At 57.0% G+C, this 18,137-nt stretch carries 17 protein-coding genes; 7 read left to right on the top strand and 10 right to left on the bottom strand.

The genetic code is table 11. The features are described from left to right. The first annotated feature begins 70 nt into the window (after nt 1-70). Together RAL88_RS06340 and RAL88_RS06335 are read left to right on the top strand one after the other, a co-directional pair. Nucleotides 71-799: a GntR family transcriptional regulator gene (locus RAL88_RS06340; protein WP_306268078.1), complete on the top strand. Its 729-nt coding sequence runs from the start codon at nt 71-73 to the stop codon at nt 797-799. Further along, complete coding sequence (locus tag RAL88_RS06335) at nt 796-1,956, top strand: mandelate racemase/muconate lactonizing enzyme family protein (protein WP_306268076.1); 1,161 nt, start codon at nt 796-798, stop codon at nt 1,954-1,956. Before RAL88_RS06340 ends, RAL88_RS06335 begins: the two co-directional genes overlap by 4 nt. 81 nt (nt 1,957-2,037) lie before the next feature. Here RAL88_RS06335 and RAL88_RS06330 read toward each other — a convergent pair whose 3' ends face one another. Further along, nucleotides 2,038-3,441 (bottom strand): hypothetical protein, encoded by a 1,404-nt coding sequence (locus RAL88_RS06330; RefSeq protein WP_306268074.1) that lies wholly within the window; start codon nt 3,439-3,441, stop codon nt 2,038-2,040. A 38-nt stretch (nt 3,442-3,479) separates the two neighbouring features. After that, nucleotides 3,480-3,665, bottom strand: a complete 186-nt coding sequence (locus tag RAL88_RS06325) for a DUF1127 domain-containing protein (protein WP_306268072.1) — start codon at nt 3,663-3,665, stop codon at nt 3,480-3,482. Between the two features lie 127 nt (nt 3,666-3,792). Here RAL88_RS06325 and RAL88_RS06320 point away from each other — a divergent pair, with 127 nt between their 5' ends. Beyond that, nucleotides 3,793-4,818, top strand: a complete 1,026-nt coding sequence (locus RAL88_RS06320; RefSeq protein ID WP_306268070.1) for a GlxA family transcriptional regulator — start codon at nt 3,793-3,795, stop codon at nt 4,816-4,818. A gap of 32 nt (nt 4,819-4,850) precedes the next feature. Here RAL88_RS06320 and RAL88_RS06315 read toward each other — a convergent pair whose 3' ends face one another. Together RAL88_RS06315 and RAL88_RS06310 are read right to left on the bottom strand one after the other, a co-directional pair. Next, a complete protein-coding gene (locus tag RAL88_RS06315; RefSeq protein WP_306268068.1) occupies nt 4,851-5,612 on the bottom strand; it encodes an ABC transporter permease in 762 nt (253 codons plus the stop codon). Next, nucleotides 5,609-6,619, bottom strand: coding sequence for an ABC transporter ATP-binding protein (locus RAL88_RS06310; RefSeq protein WP_306268067.1), 1,011 nt, complete (start codon nt 6,617-6,619; stop codon nt 5,609-5,611). The genes RAL88_RS06315 and RAL88_RS06310 overlap by 4 nt, the downstream gene beginning before the upstream one ends. Nucleotides 6,620-6,744: 125 nt before the next feature. On the opposite strand from RAL88_RS06310, the gene RAL88_RS06305 reads away from it, so the two are divergent. From RAL88_RS06305 to RAL88_RS06295, 3 genes are read left to right on the top strand one after another with little or no spacing between them, the layout of a single operon-like run. Continuing rightward, nucleotides 6,745-7,701, top strand: coding sequence for a TAXI family TRAP transporter solute-binding subunit (locus tag RAL88_RS06305; protein WP_306268066.1), 957 nt, complete (start codon nt 6,745-6,747; stop codon nt 7,699-7,701). A gap of 38 nt (nt 7,702-7,739) precedes the next feature. Beyond that, nucleotides 7,740-9,497 carry a TRAP transporter fused permease subunit gene (locus RAL88_RS06300; protein WP_306269594.1) on the top strand — a complete coding sequence of 586 codons (1,758 nt, stop codon included), beginning with the start codon at nt 7,740-7,742 and terminating at the stop codon, nt 9,495-9,497. 38 nt (nt 9,498-9,535) lie between these two features. After that, nucleotides 9,536-10,489 (top strand): nucleoside recognition domain-containing protein, encoded by a 954-nt coding sequence (locus RAL88_RS06295; RefSeq protein WP_306268064.1) that lies wholly within the window; start codon nt 9,536-9,538, stop codon nt 10,487-10,489. Here the strand turns inward: RAL88_RS06295 and RAL88_RS06290 are convergent. From RAL88_RS06290 to RAL88_RS06280, 3 genes are read right to left on the bottom strand one after another with little or no spacing between them, the layout of a single operon-like run. Further along, nucleotides 10,416-11,399, bottom strand: coding sequence for a hypothetical protein (locus RAL88_RS06290; protein ID WP_306268062.1), 984 nt, complete (start codon nt 11,397-11,399; stop codon nt 10,416-10,418). The genes RAL88_RS06295 and RAL88_RS06290 overlap by 74 nt on opposite strands. Before the next feature lie 6 nt (nt 11,400-11,405). Further along, nucleotides 11,406-12,875: an ATP-binding protein gene (locus tag RAL88_RS06285; protein WP_306268061.1), complete on the bottom strand. Its 1,470-nt coding sequence runs from the start codon at nt 12,873-12,875 to the stop codon at nt 11,406-11,408. Next, entirely contained in the window at nt 12,872-13,594 is a 723-nt protein-coding gene (locus tag RAL88_RS06280; protein WP_306268060.1) for a response regulator, read from the bottom strand. The genes RAL88_RS06285 and RAL88_RS06280 overlap by 4 nt, the downstream gene beginning before the upstream one ends. 191 nt (nt 13,595-13,785) lie before the next feature. On the opposite strand from RAL88_RS06280, the gene RAL88_RS06275 reads away from it, so the two are divergent. Further along, the gene (locus RAL88_RS06275; protein ID WP_306268058.1) at nt 13,786-14,499 is read left to right on the top strand and encodes an EF-hand domain-containing protein; all 714 of its coding nucleotides are present in this window, start codon (nt 13,786-13,788) and stop codon (nt 14,497-14,499) included. Between the two features lie 93 nt (nt 14,500-14,592). Here the strand turns inward: RAL88_RS06275 and RAL88_RS06270 are convergent, their stop codons facing one another. From RAL88_RS06270 to RAL88_RS06260, 3 genes are all read right to left on the bottom strand, one after another. Next, nucleotides 14,593-15,402, bottom strand: a complete 810-nt coding sequence (locus tag RAL88_RS06270) for an ATP-binding cassette domain-containing protein (RefSeq protein WP_306268057.1) — start codon at nt 15,400-15,402, stop codon at nt 14,593-14,595. Between the two features lie 13 nt (nt 15,403-15,415). After that, complete coding sequence (locus tag RAL88_RS06265; RefSeq protein WP_306268056.1) at nt 15,416-16,738, bottom strand: sugar ABC transporter permease; 1,323 nt, start codon at nt 16,736-16,738, stop codon at nt 15,416-15,418. Between the two features lie 170 nt (nt 16,739-16,908). After that, a complete protein-coding gene (locus RAL88_RS06260) occupies nt 16,909-17,946 on the bottom strand; it encodes a substrate-binding domain-containing protein (protein WP_306268054.1) in 1,038 nt (345 codons plus the stop codon). Nucleotides 17,947-18,137 lie beyond the last annotated feature (191 nt).

Raw genomic sequence — 18,137 nt, 5'->3', positions numbered from 1 at the left:
CAGTAATCCTAAAAATAGGACTTTAGAATTTTTCTAGCTAAACCTGTGAAAGCCGGATATTAACACACGTATGAAGAGTGAGAAATTTCGCCGCGACGGGACACCTTTATACCTCAAGGTTGCCGAGGTCATGCGCCAGAGAATCCTGCGTGACGTCTGGAAGACCGGGGATTTCCTTCCGACAATTGATGCGTTGATGGCGGAATTTCAGGTCGCGCGCATCACCGTTCGCGAGGCTGTCAAGATTCTCGAATCAGAGGGGTTGGTCGAGCCGAGGCGCGGCCGTGGCACCACGATTCTGCCGCATCTGCCTCCCAAACGCCCGCTGAGTGTTGTCACAAGTCTGTCGGAGCTTGTCGATCTGTATCGTGGCGATGTCCCCGACCTGGTCAGTCTGAATGATGCTGAAACCGATCTGCCGGATGGCGTGACAATCGGAAAACCGGCCGCTAAATATCATATGCTGAGACGTATTCATTCGCGGGACGGAGAGCGCTACTGTGTGATCACTCTCTATCTGGCCAAGGACATATTTGACAAACATGAAGCGGCTCTGCGGTCCCGTCTGGCCTTGCCGGTGCTGTTTGATGATCCGGATCTGCATGTCAGGATTGCGCGCCAGAGTCTGATTGTCAGCAAATGCGATATGGAGACAGCCACTCTTCTTGATCTGGTTGTCGGGGAACCCATGGCCGAAGTGCGCCGGGTGATGTGCGATGAAAATGATACAATCATCTACCTTGCCGATGTGATTTATCGCGGCGATTATATCCGGCTGGACATGGATCTTCTGGCATGACGCAGACAGTCCGTATCACGCGCATTGAAGGTTTTGCCTTCCGCAGTCCGCTCGCAAAGCCGGTGATGACGTCATTCGGCGTGATGCGTGACCGGCCCGCCGCGTTTCTGCGCATTGAGGATGAAGATGGCGCATTCGGCTGGGGGGAAATCTTCGCCAACTGGCCAGCCGCTGCTGCCGAGCACCGCATCAATCTGTTGGCCCAGGACATCGGGCCACTGGTTTTTGATCATCCAGTATCACAACCGGGCGCGCTGTTCGAAAGACTTACCCGGCAGACTCGCATTGTCGCGCTGCAAAGCGGCGAATGGGGTCCGTTCCGTCAGGTCATAGCCGGTCTGGACATCGCGCTTTGGGACCTGTTTTCGCGCAAATCCGGCCAGACCCTGCGGCACTTCATGAACAAGACGGCCGCCGACCATGTGCCCGCCTATGCCAGCGGCATCCATATCAAGGATGCCGAGAGCATGATCGGCGAGGCGCGGCTGATCGGGTTTACTGATTTCAAAGTGAAGGTCGGCTTTGATATGGATGATGACCTGACCCGATTATTTCAGATTTTTGAACGCAAATTGGCGGCCGAGACCATTGCTGCCGACGCCAATCAGGCCTGGGACCCTGAAACCGCACGAAGTTTCCTGGCGCAGACCGCACAAGTTCCGCTGACGTGGCTGGAAGAGCCTATTTGCGCAGATGCATCTGCGGCGGATTGGGCGGCGCTTCATGATGCAAGCCCCTATCCACTGGCCGGCGGCGAAAATCTGGTTGGTTACGATCAATTCGATGCGGCGATCACAGCGGCACATCTGGGTGTTTTTCAACCGGATATCATCAAATGGGGTGGATTGACCGGATGTCTTACGGTCGGCCGCAACGTGCTTGCTGCGGGCCTGCGCTATTGTCCGCATTTTCTTGGCGGCGGTGTCGGGCTGCAGGCGTCGGCAAATCTGCTGGCGGCCGTCGGTGGTGACGGACTGCTTGAGGTCGATGTCAATCCCAACCCGCTGCGCGATGTCTTCGGCCCGGTTGCATCGCGCATCTCGGAAAGGGGATGGGGCTGTAATGACGAGCCGGGCCTTGGTATCGATATGTTACCCGACGAACTGGCTCCATTTCAGACCCACAAGGCCGAAATTTTCTCGCAAGCACACCGGTAACCCGCCACTGGAGCGGGTCGGAAGAAGGGCCGCAGCGCACTGGTTTGGCACTCACCGCGCTGTGCCCGCCACTCTCATACTTTAGTTCCAATTCAGGTCATGCCGAGCGTGGGTTTCCAGATACGCGCCATCTGAAAAATGCGTATCATAAAAGTCGGTGTCCAACTGGTGGGCTTGCAGATACATCAGTGTGAAGATGGCCGGGACTGTCGCCGGAAAGCGGCCGAACGTGTAGAACACATAGTCTGCCATGGCGGAGACACAGTCGATGAATTCAGCGTCAATTGGAGCGGCCTTGCTGCGGATAGCTCCGGTTTCCTTGTAAGGGCCTTTGGTTTTGGCGTTGAAAGGACCGCCTTTGCCGAATTTGCGGGTAATGACAGCCTCCACAGCCGCGCGCATATTTGCAAAATGCGGCGGACAGTGACCTTCAAATACGCCTTCAAGCCCGGTGACATGAGGCAGCGGCTGGTCCTTGATCATATCAAAGCGGAAGCCGAGACCGGGTACGTCCGGGTCGCCGCTGGCACCCAGGATGCTGAAGGGGTTGATGCCCTCATACATCCAGCCGCCGAGGCCCATGGCCTGCAGCATCAGAGTTCCGGCATAGCAGGCACAGGACAGTTCCACCGTGACTTCGGTCAGGCTGAGTTGCTCGATATAGGACAGCGGAAACGGGTTTTCGATGTCGACCCGGTTTTTGAACTTCTCAAGGCCGGGAATCGGCCGGTTGTTGACATCATCATAAAGGCAGGCTCCGTTCTGGACGAGGTAGCACAGCGCCAGAATCATGTGCTGGGCAAGATCGGCGACGGGAATGATGAGCGTGCTGCCCGGCACATTGGCGCACCATTCATTGTGCATTTCCATATGTTCGGGTCTGGCCGGTGTGTGCAGTCTGCCATCGGCCAGTTTGACGATGCGCGATTTATGCTCGTCAAAACAGGCTTTCAGATCGGTGCTGCCATCGGGCTGTTTAGCCTGTGTTGCCGGCATGTCGCGGGTCTTGAACGCATAGACGCCATTGTCGTCAGTGAAGAAGAATTCACTGGTGTGGAACCCTGCAGCGGAGGGAAAGCTGCGGCCGCCTGCCGCGCCGGCATAATTGGGCATGTTCGGCAGATAATAGCGGTTATAGGGAATAAGGTTCGACCAGCCAGTATTGCCGGCCACTGTCGTCAGCAGCAGCATCTGCTCCAGCTCCGACAGGGCTGCAGGCTGGCGTTCTGAAGTGTAGGCCAGCGGACCATTGGGAATACTGGCACCCTTGGCAAAGCGGCGTGAACGACGGCCGTGAATGGCGTCGATCAGGGGAAAGGAAGCGGCTTCAATCAGTCCTTTGGGAAGGTCGGGAATGCGGTCGAGCATGATGTTTCCTCTGGTATTAAGAGCGGCGGCTTTTGCACCCGCGCCCAGTCCGTTCATAACAGCTCCGGCACCCAGCATGGATGCGCCAAGCAGTTTGCGTCGTGATGTGTCAAACATGGTTTTCTCCTGAATAAGCTTGAATTTGGTTGTGCGGGTCAGAGCGGCTGGTGGATCTGATCGTAGGCCCCGCTGCGGCAGCGCAGCGCCGCTACTTCAGCGCGGCTGAGGCCGATATCTGTCAGCATGCGGTCATCGAGCCGGTGCAGCCGGTGCCAGGCGAGGCGGTTTTCGCTGATCTGTACAAACGGGCCGAAGCCGTATTTTTTGAACAATCGGAGCACAATGCTCTCCTTTCTGAGGTTTGGCCGGGCCATGGACGGCCCCGTGAGCCTGCTCTTGCCAGATTTTAAAGCGCTGCAGTAAGTGATGGAATGGACAAAAACGGGTCAAATATGCCAGAATGGTAAAATGCCGTTATCGACTCATTCCAACCATCTTTCCGTCAGCCTTGTGGCGGTTCCCGAGACCTCGGCTTCGGTCCTGTACGGGCTGCATGAGGTGTTCTCCTGTGTTGGCACGGTGTGGGAAGGTCTGACCGGGGAGAAAACAGAAAGCCGACGCGTCATGCCGCGCATTGTCGGCAGCACAACAAAGCCTTTTCGCACCACCCTGGGGGCAACGTTGGTGGCGGATCATACTTTTGAAGAGGCGCTGCGGTCCGATGTGGTGATTGTCAGCGATCTGATGCTGGCACCGGAGACAGGACCGGTGGGGCGCTGGCCGGAAGCCACCAACTGGCTGGCGGAGCAGTACCACCGCGGTGCGATTGTGTGTTCGGTCTGTACCGGCTCGATGATGCTGGCCGAAGCCGGGCTGCTGGACAATCGCGAGGCAACAACCCATTGGGCGGCGCGTTCGGTATTCAGAGAATGCTATCCGCTGGTGCTGCTGCGGCCGGAGCGTTTGCTGGTGCCCTCCGGGCTGGAACACCGCATTGTCACCAGTGGCGGCTCGGCCTCTTGGTCTGAGCTTGCGCTCTATCTTGTGGCGCGGTTTTGCGGCAATGCCGAGGCGCGGCGCATCATCAAGATTTTCGTCTTTGGCGACAAGAGCGCGGGCCAGTTGCCGTTTTCAGCCATGGTGCGGCCAAAACAGCATGAGGATGCGGCGATTGCGTTATGCCAGGAGTGGATCGCGGAGCATTATGCGACGCCCAATCCGGTGATGGAAATGGCGGCGCGCTCCGGCCTTGCGCCGCGCACCTTCAAACGCCGCTTTGCCGCCGCCACGGGCTATGCGCCGCTGGATTATGTGCAGTCTCTGCGCATAGAAGAGGCCAAGCAAATGCTGGAAACCAGCGATGATGCCATCGACGATATCGCCGCGCAGGCAGGCTACGAAGACCCCAATTCCTTCCGCCGCCTGTTCAAACGCACAACCGGCATTACACCGCATCAATACCGGGTGCGATTTCAGACGGTCGGGGCGATTTGAGTTTTTTTCGTTATCCCGAGCGCACCAGAACCCTACTGCTTGACCTGATAGCCGGTTTTGAAAATCCACCAGACGATCGTGATGCATGCCGCCAGAAACAGGGCAATGACGCTGAGGCTGATGGTGACGTTGACGTCGGCGACTTCGTAAAAGCTCCAGCGAAAGCCGCTGACAAGATAGAGCACCGGGTTGAACAGGGTCACGGTCTGCCACACAGGGGGCAGCATGTTGACCGAATAGAAACTGCCGCCGAGAAACACCAGCGGGGTGATGACCAGAAGGGGCACGATCTGGAGTTTTTCAAAACTGTCCGCCCAGATGCCGATGATGAAGCCGAGCAGGCTGAAGGTGAGGGCGGTGAGTACCAGGAACAACAGCATGATGAGCGGATGGGCGATCTGCAGATCAACGAACAAATTGGCGGTTGCCAGAATGATCAGGCCGAGTATCAGTGATTTGGTCGCCGCTGCGCCGACATAACCCAGCACAATTTCAAATGAGGAAACCGGTGCGGACAGCAATTCGTAAATCGTGCCGGTGAATTTTGGGAAATAAATTCCGAAAGCGGCATTGGAGAGCGATTGGGTCAGCAGCGACAGCATGATAAGGCCCGGCACAATAAATGCGCCGTAGCTGATGCCATCGATTTCCTGAATGCGCGAGCCGATGGCCGAGCCGAAAACGACAAAATACAGCGATGTCGACAGAACCGGCGAGACGATGCTCTGGAACAGGGTGCGCCACATGCGGTTCATCTCAAAACTGTAAATGGCTTTGACAGCAAGATAATTCATTGTGTGTTTCCTGTCGTGCCGGACGCAGCCTGTTCAGTATCTACATCAGAGTTTTCCGCATCGGACCGGGCTGTGTCCTGATGTACCAGGGTGACGAAGATTTCTTCCAGCGAACTCTGTTTGGTGTTGAGATCCTTGAAACGGATGCCGGCATCAGACAGATCCCGCAGCAGTGACGTGATACCGGTGCGCTCGCGCTGGGTGTTGTAGGTGTAGACCAGCTGTTCGCCGTCGGCCGATTTTTCGAGGCCGTCGCGCTGAATGCTGTCCGGTATGGCATCAAGCGGTTCCTGCAAATCAAGCATCAGGGTCTTTTTGCCAAGTTTGGTCATCAGCTCGGATTTGTCTTCCACCAGAATGATCTCGCCATGGGCGATGACGCCAACCCGGTCGGCGATTTCCTCCGCTTCTTCAATGTAATGGGTGGTGAGAATAATGGTCACGCCACTGTCGCGCAATTCGCGCACGACCTGCCACATATCCTTGCGCAATTCGACATCCACCCCGGCAGTGGGCTCATCCAGAAACAGAATTTGCGGCTCATGGGCGAGCGCCTTGGCAATCAGCACCCGGCGCTTCATGCCGCCGGATAATTGCATGATCTTGTTGTCTTTCTTATCCCACAGCGACAGGCTTTTCAGCGTCTTTTCGACCAGAGCATCATCGCGCTTCTTGCCAAACAGACCCCTTGAAAAACTGACCGTCGCCCAGACGGTTTCAAAGGCATCAGTGGTCAGTTCCTGGGGCACCAATCCAATCAGGGCGCGGGTTTTGCGGTAGTCCTTGATGATGTCATGGCCAGCCACTGAAACACTGCCACTGGTGGGTGTGACAAGACCGCAAATAACGGAAATAAGCGTGGTCTTGCCGGCTCCATTGGGCCCGAGCAGGGCCAAAATCTCGCCCTGCCTTATGTCCAGTGAAACATTTTTCAGAGCCTGAAAACCGCTGTCATAGGTCTTTTCCAGGTTGGAGACGGAAATCAGCGGTGGGGCAACTGCAAGCATGGATTGTGAGCCGAAAATAGGAGGAAACGCATTGCGCTGGAAAGGCTTGTTTTGCGGCGGATATATGTCATAGGCTGTCACCATACAACCGCATGACCCTATCAGAGTTTTCAGGAGACATATCGATGAAACTATTCACAAGCCTGGCGCTGGCCGCCAGTGTCATGGCAGCAACCGCTTTTGCCGGCCATGCGGAAACCCGCGTGACCTACAAATCGGCTTCCTCCAGTTCGTCCTATTTCCAGATGGCGGTGCAGATTGCCGAAGCCATGAAGGCGGGTACGAATGGCGACATCATTGTCACTGTCGAGGAAAGCCAGGGTTCGGTGCAAAATGTCATGGAAGCGGCGGTGCGTCCGGGCAATTACGTGTTTACAACGCCGCCGGCGCTGGTCGCTTTGGCCCAGGGCGGCAAGGCGATGTTCGATGGCAAGGGCAACCCTAAATTCGATGACATCAGAGCGCTGTTTCCAATTCCCTCGCTGACCATGCATTTCGTTGTGCGCGATGATGCCGGAATTGCCAATTTCGCCGATATGAAAGGCAAGACGATCCTGATCGGCAAAGGCTCTTTCGGGGCCACTGAGGGCGAAAAATATCTGGGCCTGTTCGGGCTTGAAGGGCAGGTCAAACTGCCGGATGTGGAACTCTCCAATGCGGTTGCGGCGCTGAAAAACGGCCAGATTGACGGGTTTGTCACAGCTGGTTCCTGGCCCGCGCCGAATGTCATTGAAGCTGCGGCCAGTCTGGGCGTAACAGTGCTGTCGTTGGATGATGAGCAGATCGCTGCCACCAAACGCACAAGGCTGGTCATTCCTGCCGGCACCTATGCCGGCCAGGATGCCGATATCGTAACGACCTCATTGCCGGTGGTCGCCTATACCACCACCAATATGGATGACGACACAGCCTATGAGCTGACCAAAACCTACTGGCAGGAAAAGGCCAGGATGGGCGACGATGCCGCCTGGTGGAATGGAGTTGACAAGGGGCTCATGGAAAACATCACGGGTGCTATCCATCCCGGTGCACTGCGTTACTACACCGAAATGGATTTTCCGCTGACTGACGCGCAGAAGTGACAACTGGCTCTATTCTGACCACTTCGCAGGAAGGCGCGCTGCCGGTAACGGCGCGCCTTTTCTGGTGCACACTTGGCGCTGTCTCGATCAGCTTTCATATCTGGCTGATTTTCTCCGGCCTGGTGCCGAATCTGGTCAGCCGGCCGCTGCACATGGCGCTGGCGCTGCCCTGGGTACTGGTGTTCATGGCGAAAAGCCGGCAGCAGCGCATCAGTGGCACAGTTCTGTGCATTGTCGGCGTAGCCGCGACGCTCTGGGTTGCCCTCAATCAGGACGCTCTGGGCGATCAATACGGTTATTTGTCCGGTGGGTTTCAGACTTTTACGGCTATCCTGCTGCTGTTGGTGACACTTGAAATGGCACGCCGTGCCATTGGTTGGCCACTGCCGAGCGTCGCTGCGCTGGCGCTGGCCTATGGCCTGTTCGGCCAGTATATTCCCGGCGAATTCGGCTATGCCGGCATTCCTTTGCAGAGCTTTCTTGGCACGCTGACCATAGCCGAGGGAGGGCTGTGGGGCACTTTGACCGGTGTTTCGGTGAGCATTGTCGCGATTTTTGTCATTTTCGGAGCGATCCTGAATGCTGGCGAAGCCGGGCAGGGTTTCATGAATGTGGCCTCCGCTGCAGCCGGGCGTCTGCGCGGTGGTGCGGCCAAGGTGTCGGTGCTGTCGTCGGCGCTGTTCGGCTCGATTTCCGGCTCTGCCTCGGCCAATGTTGCCTCAACCGGTGCCATCACCCTGCCGGCGATGACACGCCTTGGTTATCCCAAACGCCTGGCCGCTGCCGTTGAAGCAGTGGCGTCTTCCGGGGGCCAGATCATGCCACCGCTGATGGGAGCCGGGGCGTTTGTGATGGTCGAGCTGACGGGCACACCCTATGAGCAGATCATCCTGGCGGCGCTGCTGCCGGCGCTGCTGTATTTCGCAGCGGTCTGGATTGGCATCGACATGTTTTCGCTGCGCTTTCCGCTGCGCGGCGTGCCGAAGGACGAGCAGCCTTCACTGCGCCAGGTTGCCATTACATCGGCGTTTTTCCTGGTGCCCTTCGCGGTGCTGCTGTGGGGCATGTTCGGCGCGAGGGTCACGCCGCAATATGCCGCGACGCTGGCGATGTTGGCCGGAGCCGTGCTGCTGCTGATCGATGGCCGTCTGTCATTTGATCTTGCCAGAACGCTGGCGCGTGTTGAAGCCGTGCTGATGAGCGCCGGGCGTCAGGTGGCCCTGATCGCCTCGATCATCCTGTGCGCATCAATCATTATCGGCGTGCTTGGCATGACCGGGCTGGGGGTCAAGATCACGTCGCTGATTTTGTCGGGCTCTGGCGGGCAATTATGGCCGGCGTTGCTGCTGACGGCGTTTGCCTGTCTTGTGCTGGGCATGGAGGTGCCGACGACAGCGGCTTATGTGATCAGTATTTCCGTGGCCGGTCCGGCGCTTATGGAACTGGGACTGGCACCGCTGCAGGCGCATTTGTTCGTGTTCTGGTTCGCCTTGTTGTCGACCATCACACCGCCGGTCTGTGGCGCAGTTTTCATTGCCGCCGGAATGGTGGAGGAAAACTGGTTGAAAGTGGCAACTTCGGCAATGGCGCTCGGCCTCGGGCTGTATTTCATTCCGCTGGGGATGATTGCAAACCCAAATCTCATCGCTCTTGGCACATCGCCGTTTCTGGCTCTGTTGGCGGCAGCCAAAGTTCTGGTGGCCCTGGCAGCCTTGTCATTTGCCGTTATTGCCCCGCGATCTATTTTGTGGCGACTGGCCGCTTTTGCAGTTGGACTTGTTGTGCTTTTTGTCTAAATCCAAATGTCCGAAACGATCTGAAGCTGATTGATTATATGTCTGAGTATTTCAAAAAACTTGCGGTGAAAAGCTGGGTGACCTTTGTCGATCTGTCAAAGGTGATGATCCCTGTTGTGATTCTGGTGCGCATTGCCGAAGTCTACGGGCTGGTCGATGCAATGGGTCCCGCTCTGGAACCGGTGATGGGGCTGATGGGGCTGCCTGCGGAAACCGGTATCGTCTGGGGCAGCGCGCTGCTTGTCGGTATCTATGCCGGCTTCGGGGCTCTGCCGGTTCTGGCCGGAGTGGACATGAACCTTGCCCAGCTCAGCATACTGGCATCGATCATGTTGATCGCCCATGCCCTGCCGATCGAACAGGCAATCGTTAAGCGCACCGGCGTGACCTTTATCGGAACCGTATTGTTGCGGTTTTTCGGCGCGGTGGTCTATGGCGCAATCGTGTTTTGGATCTGCGACTGGTTTTCACTGCTGCAGCAACCTGTGGATCTGTCGTTGTTTACCGCGGCAGGCGACAAGGACGCCACGCACTGGGAGTTTGCGGTTGCATCGGCCAAGACCATGCTGGTGGTTCTGGTGATCATTGTGGTGCTGTTTGTGGCGCTTGATATCAGCGAGAAAACCGGTTTCACCGACCTCTTCACCAGAGCCACCATTCCGCTGATCCGGCTGTCCGGACTGAACCGGGAAATCGCACCGCTGACGACCATTGGTGTGCTGCTTGGGCTGATGTATGGTGGCGGACTGATTATTGGCGAATCGCGCGAAAAGAATTTCTCGCTGCGGGCCAAGACATTGGCGCTGTGCTGGCTGTCGCTGTCGCACGGGCTGATTGAGGATACCGGGATCATGCTGGCGCTTGGTGCCAATATCTGGATCATTCTGGTGGGGCGGCTGATTTTTACCCTGATCGTGGTCAGGATTCTGGCGACCCTTTGGCCGCGCTCCGCTGAAGCCATTGCAAAAGAGGCCTCATCACGAGCGGGGTGAGATACATCGGCACCTGAAAGCAGCCGATAAATAACAGCCAGGGGGCTGTCACGCCGATGGGGAGCGCTGCCAGAAACAAAGCCATATTGCGGTTTCCCGATGGTATCGCGGGTGTCAGTTCCGAAGGGGTTGGTGCAACCCCTTTGGCCCGCGCCCGCAGGGTAATCAGGCCCGCATGGGCGATTTGCGCGCCCAGATTGGCAATACATGCAATGATCAGAACACCGAGCAGGCGCAGCGGATCACTCAGCAACACAGGCTGAATGGCATCCATCAGAGCGAGCACGAAAATCGCCAGAGCCAGCGTGTTAAGCCCGTTGAGAATCTGCGGTGCCCTGGCGCCGAGCGCAAACATCACCGGGCGTCTCAAGGTGAGGGCAGCAATGCCCGCCACGACAATCAGCACCAGTAGTTTCAGGGATACCAGCCAGAGCGCGGTCTGCGCTGCGACATTGGGCAGAAGCGACAGGATCGGGAACGAAGTCAGCGGCAGCAGCGCAGTGCCGAGGATCAGCAGGCGCATCGCCCGTGCACCGTCGAGCCCCATCAGAAAGGCAAAGGCAGGTGCGCCGGAAATCGATGCCCCGGCATAGACGACCGTCAGAACATCGCGCCAGACTTCCGGTACTGGCAGCGCGGTGAGAATCACATAGGCGAACAGCGGAACAGCGAGCTGCAGAACCAGCACCACGGTCAGATCGGCGGCAGCCTGGCGCCTTGTGACACGCAGTGCGGAAAGTTCAATGCGCAGTGCCGACACAAACAGAATTAACGCCACCATTTCAGGTATATAGGGACGCAGAACGCCGGCGGCGGCAGGGAAAGCGATGCCGGCGACCAACCCGGAGACCAGAACCCACTGGGCGTGTCGGGCAATAAACAAAAATGGCGTGGCAAGAAATCCAGGCACAAAACCCTATGATGCTGATGGCAAACTGACTGTGACGATGAGACCGCCTTCGTCCGCGTTTTGCAAGCTGATATCGCCGCCATGGCGGTGAATGATCGAACGGGCAATCGACAGCCCAAGTCCGGTGCCGCCAGTCTCGCGGTTGCGCGAGGTTTCGATCCGGGAAAACGGTTTGAACATTTCTTCCATGCGCTCTGGCGGAATGCCGGGGCCATGATCGCGGATTTCGAACGATACAGTCTGATCTGCTGACGCGACGCTGACATTGGCATGATCACCATAAAGGATGGCGTTTTCCATAAGATTGCTGATCGCCCGTTTCAGCGCCAGCGGACGCCCTCTCAGGACCGGGCTGGAAGTCGAGTTGATGTCAAATTCAATTTGTGCGCCCTGAGCTTTGTATATCGCAGCGCATTCCTCCAGCAGAGCCAGCAGGTCGACCTGCGAAATCGGTTCGCTGTCCGCATCGTCTCGGGCAAAGGCAAGCACGCTTTCGGTCATGCTCTGCATGTCATCAAGTGTGCGCACGATATTGGCTTTGGCGGTTTCATCATCCAGCAATTCCGCACGCAGCCGCAAGCTGGTGATGGGGGTGCGCAGATCATGGGAAATGGCGGCCAGCATCTGTGTGCGGTCCTTGACAAACCGTGTCAGCCGATCCTGCATGGCATTGAAAGCCGCCGTGGCGCGACGGATTTCCTGAGGCCCGGTTTCGGCGAGCATCGGGACATGCTCACCGCGCCCCAGCGCATCGGCTGCGCCTGCCAGATCCTTGATCGGACGGGTGACGCGGCGCAAAAACCAGATGGCAAGTCCACTGAGCGCCAGCGCCAGCGCCAGGTTGTAAAGCAGACTGGTGCGCAGCCAGCTCAGGTCCCGGCCCGGAAGCCGCAGGACAATATTCAGCCAGCGCTGCGGAGACAACTCCAGTGAGACCACAAGACGGTCGACAAGCCGGTTTCGGGACCGGCTCATTGCTTCATCCATGTCCCGATCCATCGGCATGGCATGTCTCGTATCGGAATCCCTGTCACGCCGGCGCGAAGCGGTCTGCTCCCTATCGTCGGAAATGTGCTGAAACCGCCTTTCAACGAAGCGCGCCTCCACCCGTGCGGTAAGACCGGATTCCGCCTGCAGCCGGGCGGCCAGCATATTTGTCATTGCCGAACGGTCAGAGGTGCCCGCGAGCGGTTCGGCATCTATGGTGACGCGGCGCTCGCGACTGCTCAGCACCCGAAGCAGGCGCTGTTCTGTCGGGCCATCACTGGTCTGCAGCAATTCCGCGGCGATGATGGTCTGTCCGATCAGGGGCCCGGCTGCGCCGCGCCGGAATGCATCAGCGCGTTCGCCGGCCACAAGCACAATATTGATGGCCTGCGAAATCAGGATGGTCAGAACAATGAGCAGAATGATCTGCCCGGTCAGGCCGCTTGGCCAGGCAAGGCGCCACCAGGGATTTCGGGGAGCGGTGTTCATGATTGCTCAACGGTTCCAGCGAATTTATAACCGCCGCCCCAGACGGTCTGGATGAGCAGGGGGTTCTTCGGATCTTCCTCGATTTTCTTGCGCAGACGACTGACCTGATTGTCTATGGCGCGATCAAAAGGTCCGGCATTGCGGCCACGGGTCAGATCGATCAGCTGATCGCGGGAGAGCACGATGTTGGGCCGGTCTACCAGAATCGACAGCAGGGAAAACTCTCCACTGCTAAGTCCGATATCGGGTCCATCGCCGTTGCGTAATTGCCGTGTCGTGGTGTCGAAGACCCAACCATTAAAGGTGTATCGGGTACCGTGACGCGGCTCGCGTTGTGGCGGCAGGCTTTGGGAGCGGCGCAGCACTGCCTTGATGCGGGCGAGCAATTCACGCGGGTTGAATGGTTTGGTGACATAGTCATCCGCACCCATTTCCAGGCCGACGATCTTGTCGGTTTCCTCACTGACGGCGGTCAGCAGAATAACTGGTGTGTGCGTTGTTTCACGCAGGAAGCGGCACAGGGTCAGCCCGTCCTCTCCCGGCATCATGATATCAAGAATGATAAGGTCAAAGGCATAGGCTTTGACCGCCTGGCGCAGCGCAGGCCCGCCATCGGCCGTCATCGCGCGAAAGCCGTTTTTCTTTAGATATTGTGCCAGCGGATCGCGAATATCGCGATGGTCATCGACAACCAGAATATGTGACGTCTGTGCTTCCATGGTTCTGTTCTAGACCGGATTCCGACCGTGAGGAAACGCTAGTTGTCGCAAAATGTATCACGTCACCAAGGCCACACACTTTGATGCAATCGAGCCCGCATCGCCGGATAGTTCTGCGACATTTCCTCCCCATGTAGAGCAGGTCACGATGAGACGTGGCATCTACACCCCAATACAAGTGGAGCTGAAAAATGACGAAGACAACAAACAAGAGAATGCTGAAAACAACCATCGCCGCAAGTGCCATAGTCCTGATTGGCGCTGTTGGCCTTACAGCTGGAGCACAGGCCACAGGTTCACACCGCGATGGCGGCAACCGTGGTGGCGGAATGGGTGGTTTCCCCCAGGAAATGATGCAGGGCCTGGATCAGGATGGCAATGGCACAGTGTCCGAAACGGAAGCTGAAGCACAATTGCTGAAACTGTTCGGCACGGTTGATGCTGACAGCAGTGGCGGCGTCACCAAGGAAGAAATGAAGGCAGCCCAGGATGCGCGCCGCGAAGCCCGCAATGATGACAGCGAAAACGCCCGGGACGGCAACACCGGAATGCGTGGCGAACGCCATGCTGACCGGGGCGACCGGGGCGACCGGGGTGAGCGCGGTGAGCGTGGCGGACACCGCAAAGGTGGCATGATGGGCAAAGGCATGGGCATGGGCGGCATGATGGGGCAGGGCATGGACCGCATGTTCGATCGTGCTGATGCAGACAGTGATGGCACCGTGACCGAAGCGGAATTCAAGTCGGCAATCGCGATCTTTACTGACAATATTGCGGCTCACGCCAACACTGCGCTTGAGCGTCAGGCGGAACGGTTCTCCGATCTTGACAGCAATAATGACGGCCAGATTTCCAAAGAGGAATTTCAGGCAGGCCGGGGCTCCAAACGAGGCGGTAACCGCTGAATCAGGTAACTGAATCAGGTCACTGAACCGGGGGTGCACAGACGCCGGGCAGGGTTTATCCTTGCCCGGCTTTGCTGTTTCAAAAGCGAATTGCTAATCGATTGATGCACCCGGACCCGGGGTCGCTCCGGGAGGACATTTTCCAAGAATAATCATGCCGAGCACTTCATCCTTGCTGACATCCTTGGTCGAAGCCGAGCCGACGACTTGACCGTTTTTCATCACCGACACCCTGTCCGCCAGATCAAACACGTCATGAATGTCATGGCTGATCAGAAAGATACCAATCCCGTCTTTTTTCAACTGTTTGATCAACTGGCCGACCTGCTCTGTTTCCTGAGGGCCGAGTGCCGCCGTCGGCTCGTCCATGATCAGGATGCGGGCATTGAAATGAATCGCCCGAGCAATCGCCACGGACTGGCGCTGACCACCCGACAGGGATTTCACCGGATCCTTGAACTTCTTGAAGTTCGGGTTGAGCCGTCCCATAACCCTGCGGGTTTCATCCTCCATGGCCGCATCATCCAGCGTGCCCCATCTTGTCAGCAGTTCACGGCCGAGAAACAGGTTTGCCGCAGCGTCCACATTATCCGCCAGAGCAAGGGTCTGGTAGATGGTCTCAATGCCATAATCCTTGGCATGACGCGGATTGGAAATGTTGGCTTCTTCGCCACGCACGAAGATCTGACCGGTATCGCGGCCATAGGCACCGGACAGAATTTTGATCAGAGTGGACTTGCCGGCTCCATTGTGGCCCAGGAGCCCGACGACTTCGCCGGGATACAGATCAATGGAGGCGTGATCCACCGCCTTGACGCCGCCAAAGGCAATGGAAATGTCACGCATTTCCACCAAAGGCGGGGCGGAGCGATCGGCTGGGTTGACTTGTGTTGTATCAGACATGATTTCTCCTCCCTCAGACCGAGCGTCTGCGGTAAATCGTATCCAGCCAGACGGCAAAGATCAGAACGCTTCCGACCACCATTTGCTGGACCGCCGAGTCAAAGCCGACAAGGACCATGCCAGATTGCAGCGACTGCATGACAAGAGCTCCGAGCATGGCACCGTAAATCGTGCCGATGCCGCCTGCAAAGGATGTGCCGCCAATCACTGCGGCCGCGATGACATATAATTCATCCAACTGGCCCAGAGAGTTGGTGGCCGCATTCAGTCGTGCGCTCGCGATCACTGCAGAAATGCCCACCAGGCCACCCATCAGCGAAAAGATCATCAGTGTCATGCGTTTGGTATTGATACCGGCCAGTTCAGCAGCTTCCGGGTTGCCGCCGATTGCGAACACATAGCGGCCAAACCGGGTGCGGGTGACGAGGAATGTCATGAAGATACCGACTGCAATGGCAATCAGAACCGGGATGGCAAAACCATGTGATATGGCTAATCCGCCCTCGGGAACGACAATGTTGTTGGCTTCGGCATAGCGTCTCACCACACCCGTCGGCCACAGATAGGAGTTCATGACCAGGACTGTGGCCAGCACCAGACCGGAACCGACCAGGCCCAGTGTCCATTCGGCCCACATCGGGCGCAACGGAAAGCCGAAACGGACCCGCTGCCTGCGGCCCAGCACCAGCATGGCGAAAATGCCGGCAATGGCGAGAATACCGACGATCCAGCTGCCGGTGGCACCGATGGTGCCAAATGGCCCGCCACCGAGCAGCGCAAAAGTGCTGTCAACCGGCGCAATCGTTTCGCCGCGGGCAACCCACCAGGCAGATCCGCGCCAGATCAGCAGACCGCCAAGGGTGACGATGAAGGCAGGTATGCCCATATAGGCGATGAGAAATCCGTGCAAAGCGCCGATCATTGCACCAAAGCAGATGCCGACCACGACGGTGATGATCCAGATCAGGGGATGGTTGAGACCAAGGATATCCGGTAGAACCCAGACCTGAACAACCCCCATTACCATGGCGGTGACACCAAGCAGGGAGCCGGCGGACAGATCGATATGGCGGGTGACAATGATCAACACCATTCCGGTTGCCATCACCGCAATCGATGACGTTTGAACAGACAGGTTCCACAGATTTCGCGATGTCAGAAAGGCACCAAATCCATTGAAAATCTGGCCGTAAAAATGAAAGCCGATCCAGATCAGCACCAGTGCGCCGATCATGCCGAGCATGCGTGTATCAACTTCGGTGGCGCGCAAAAAGCGGACAATCGCGCTGTCCTGTTTGTCGGCGCTGACCCCGGTTGTAAGTGTGTTATCTGACATGTTTCCCCCCAAGTCGTCGTCCGGCTGGCCTGCACTGATCTGTGTCAGCCATGCAAGTGACAACGGACATGATCAATAGCAGAAATTCCGGTACTTTGAAAAAGGCCGCACTGCCAATCCGGAAGTGCGGCCCAAATTCGGTCAGGTCACAGATGGACCTGGCAGACGGCTTAACAGCCGTTGATGGAACCCATGGTTACGCCGTTACAAGCTGTTTCCTTGTCGATCCAGCCTGCATCGATCACAACGTTGATATTGTCTTTTGTGATTGGTGTTGGTTCAAGCAGAATGGAATTCACCGTGACGCCACGCTTGCCACCAGAGAAGGGAGCAACGTTGGGAATATCGGTCATGGCTTTGCCATCGGCCAGCATCAGGGCTGCTTCAGCGGCGATTTTACCAAGCGCGCGGGAGTCTTTCCAAACCGATACCAGCTGGGTGCCGAGAGCAACCCGGTTGATTGCGGCAAGATCGCCATCCTGCCCGGTAACCGGAACCGAACCGGCCAGGCCCTGGGCTGCCAGGGCAGCAACAACGCCGCCTGCCATGCCGTCATTTTCAGAAATAACCGCATCGATCTTGTTGTCGTTTGCAGTCAGCATCTGTTCCATGTTGCGCTGAGCATTTTCCGGCTTCCAGCCATCGGTAAACGCTTCGCCGACATTCTTGATCTTGCCGGCATCGATGTTCGGTTTCAGCACTTCCATGATGCCTTCGAACAGGAAGGTCGCATTTGGATCGCCCTGGTCACCTTTGATGAAGGCAAAATTGCCGGAGTCTTTGACTTTCAGCATTTCCTGCGCCATCAGGCGGCCAACACCGACATTGTCGAAGGTGATGTAAAGTGAATCCGGATGTTCGATCTGAACGTCATAGGCGATCAGAGGAATGCCTTCATCAGCTGCCTTTTGCACGGCTGGCAGAATGGCTTCGCTGTCGAAAGGAACGATCAGCAGAACATCTGCACCCTGAGATATGAGCGACTCCACATCAGTCAGCTGCTTTCCGGCAGACCCTTGAGCGTCAGATGAAATGTAGGTATCGCCATTTGCTTCAACGATGCCTTTGATAACAGCTTCATCGCGCTTCCAGCGTTCTTCCTGGAAAATCTTCCAGGACACGCCAATCGTCTTGCCTTCTGCCATTGCGTTGCCGGCAAAGCCAGCAACAAGGGCAGCGCCCATAAGGGCGGCTGTAAATTTCTTCATGATTTTCTCCTCCACGTGCTGACCCATTAGCTGGGCCTGGCACAAAATTAACGGGCTGCTTCCCAAAGCCGCCCCGAACCCATATTTAATTCGAGGGTCGAAAAAAATAGTGACTTAAACGTTAAGCTGTGTCAACTTCAAAATTGCGGCGCTGAAAAAAACCAGCTTAAAACACATTGCACCGCTGATTT

This window comes from Pararhizobium sp. IMCC3301 (genome assembly GCF_030758315.1).
In the GTDB taxonomy this organism is placed as follows: domain Bacteria; phylum Pseudomonadota; class Alphaproteobacteria; order Rhizobiales.
The sequence above is the reverse complement of the archived record's forward strand: the minus strand, read 5'-3'. Positions and strand labels throughout refer to the sequence as shown.

Excerpts from the sequence above, each read along its gene's own strand:
- RAL88_RS06285 (WP_306268061.1), bottom strand. The coding sequence starts at position 12,875 with ATGAACACCGCTCCCCGAAATCCCTGGTGGCGCCTTGCCTGGCCAAGC.
- RAL88_RS06305 (WP_306268066.1), top strand. The coding sequence starts at position 6,745 with ATGAAACTATTCACAAGCCTGGCGCTGGCCGCCAGTGTCATGGCAGCA.
- RAL88_RS06280 (WP_306268060.1), bottom strand. The coding sequence starts at position 13,594 with ATGGAAGCACAGACGTCACATATTCTGGTTGTCGATGACCATCGCGAT.
- RAL88_RS06320 (WP_306268070.1), top strand. The coding sequence starts at position 3,793 with ATGCCGTTATCGACTCATTCCAACCATCTTTCCGTCAGCCTTGTGGCG.
- RAL88_RS06330 (WP_306268074.1), bottom strand. The coding sequence starts at position 3,441 with ATGTTTGACACATCACGACGCAAACTGCTTGGCGCATCCATGCTGGGT.
- RAL88_RS06270 (WP_306268057.1), bottom strand. The coding sequence starts at position 15,402 with ATGTCTGATACAACACAAGTCAACCCAGCCGATCGCTCCGCCCCGCCT.
- RAL88_RS06295 (WP_306268064.1), top strand. The coding sequence starts at position 9,536 with ATGTCTGAGTATTTCAAAAAACTTGCGGTGAAAAGCTGGGTGACCTTT.
- RAL88_RS06265 (WP_306268056.1), bottom strand. The coding sequence starts at position 16,738 with ATGTCAGATAACACACTTACAACCGGGGTCAGCGCCGACAAACAGGAC.
- RAL88_RS06315 (WP_306268068.1), bottom strand. The coding sequence starts at position 5,612 with ATGAATTATCTTGCTGTCAAAGCCATTTACAGTTTTGAGATGAACCGC.
- RAL88_RS06260 (WP_306268054.1), bottom strand. The coding sequence starts at position 17,946 with ATGAAGAAATTTACAGCCGCCCTTATGGGCGCTGCCCTTGTTGCTGGC.
- RAL88_RS06335 (WP_306268076.1), top strand. The coding sequence starts at position 796 with ATGACGCAGACAGTCCGTATCACGCGCATTGAAGGTTTTGCCTTCCGC.
- RAL88_RS06310 (WP_306268067.1), bottom strand. The coding sequence starts at position 6,619 with ATGCTTGCAGTTGCCCCACCGCTGATTTCCGTCTCCAACCTGGAAAAG.
- RAL88_RS06340 (WP_306268078.1), top strand. The coding sequence starts at position 71 with ATGAAGAGTGAGAAATTTCGCCGCGACGGGACACCTTTATACCTCAAG.
- RAL88_RS06275 (WP_306268058.1), top strand. The coding sequence starts at position 13,786 with ATGACGAAGACAACAAACAAGAGAATGCTGAAAACAACCATCGCCGCA.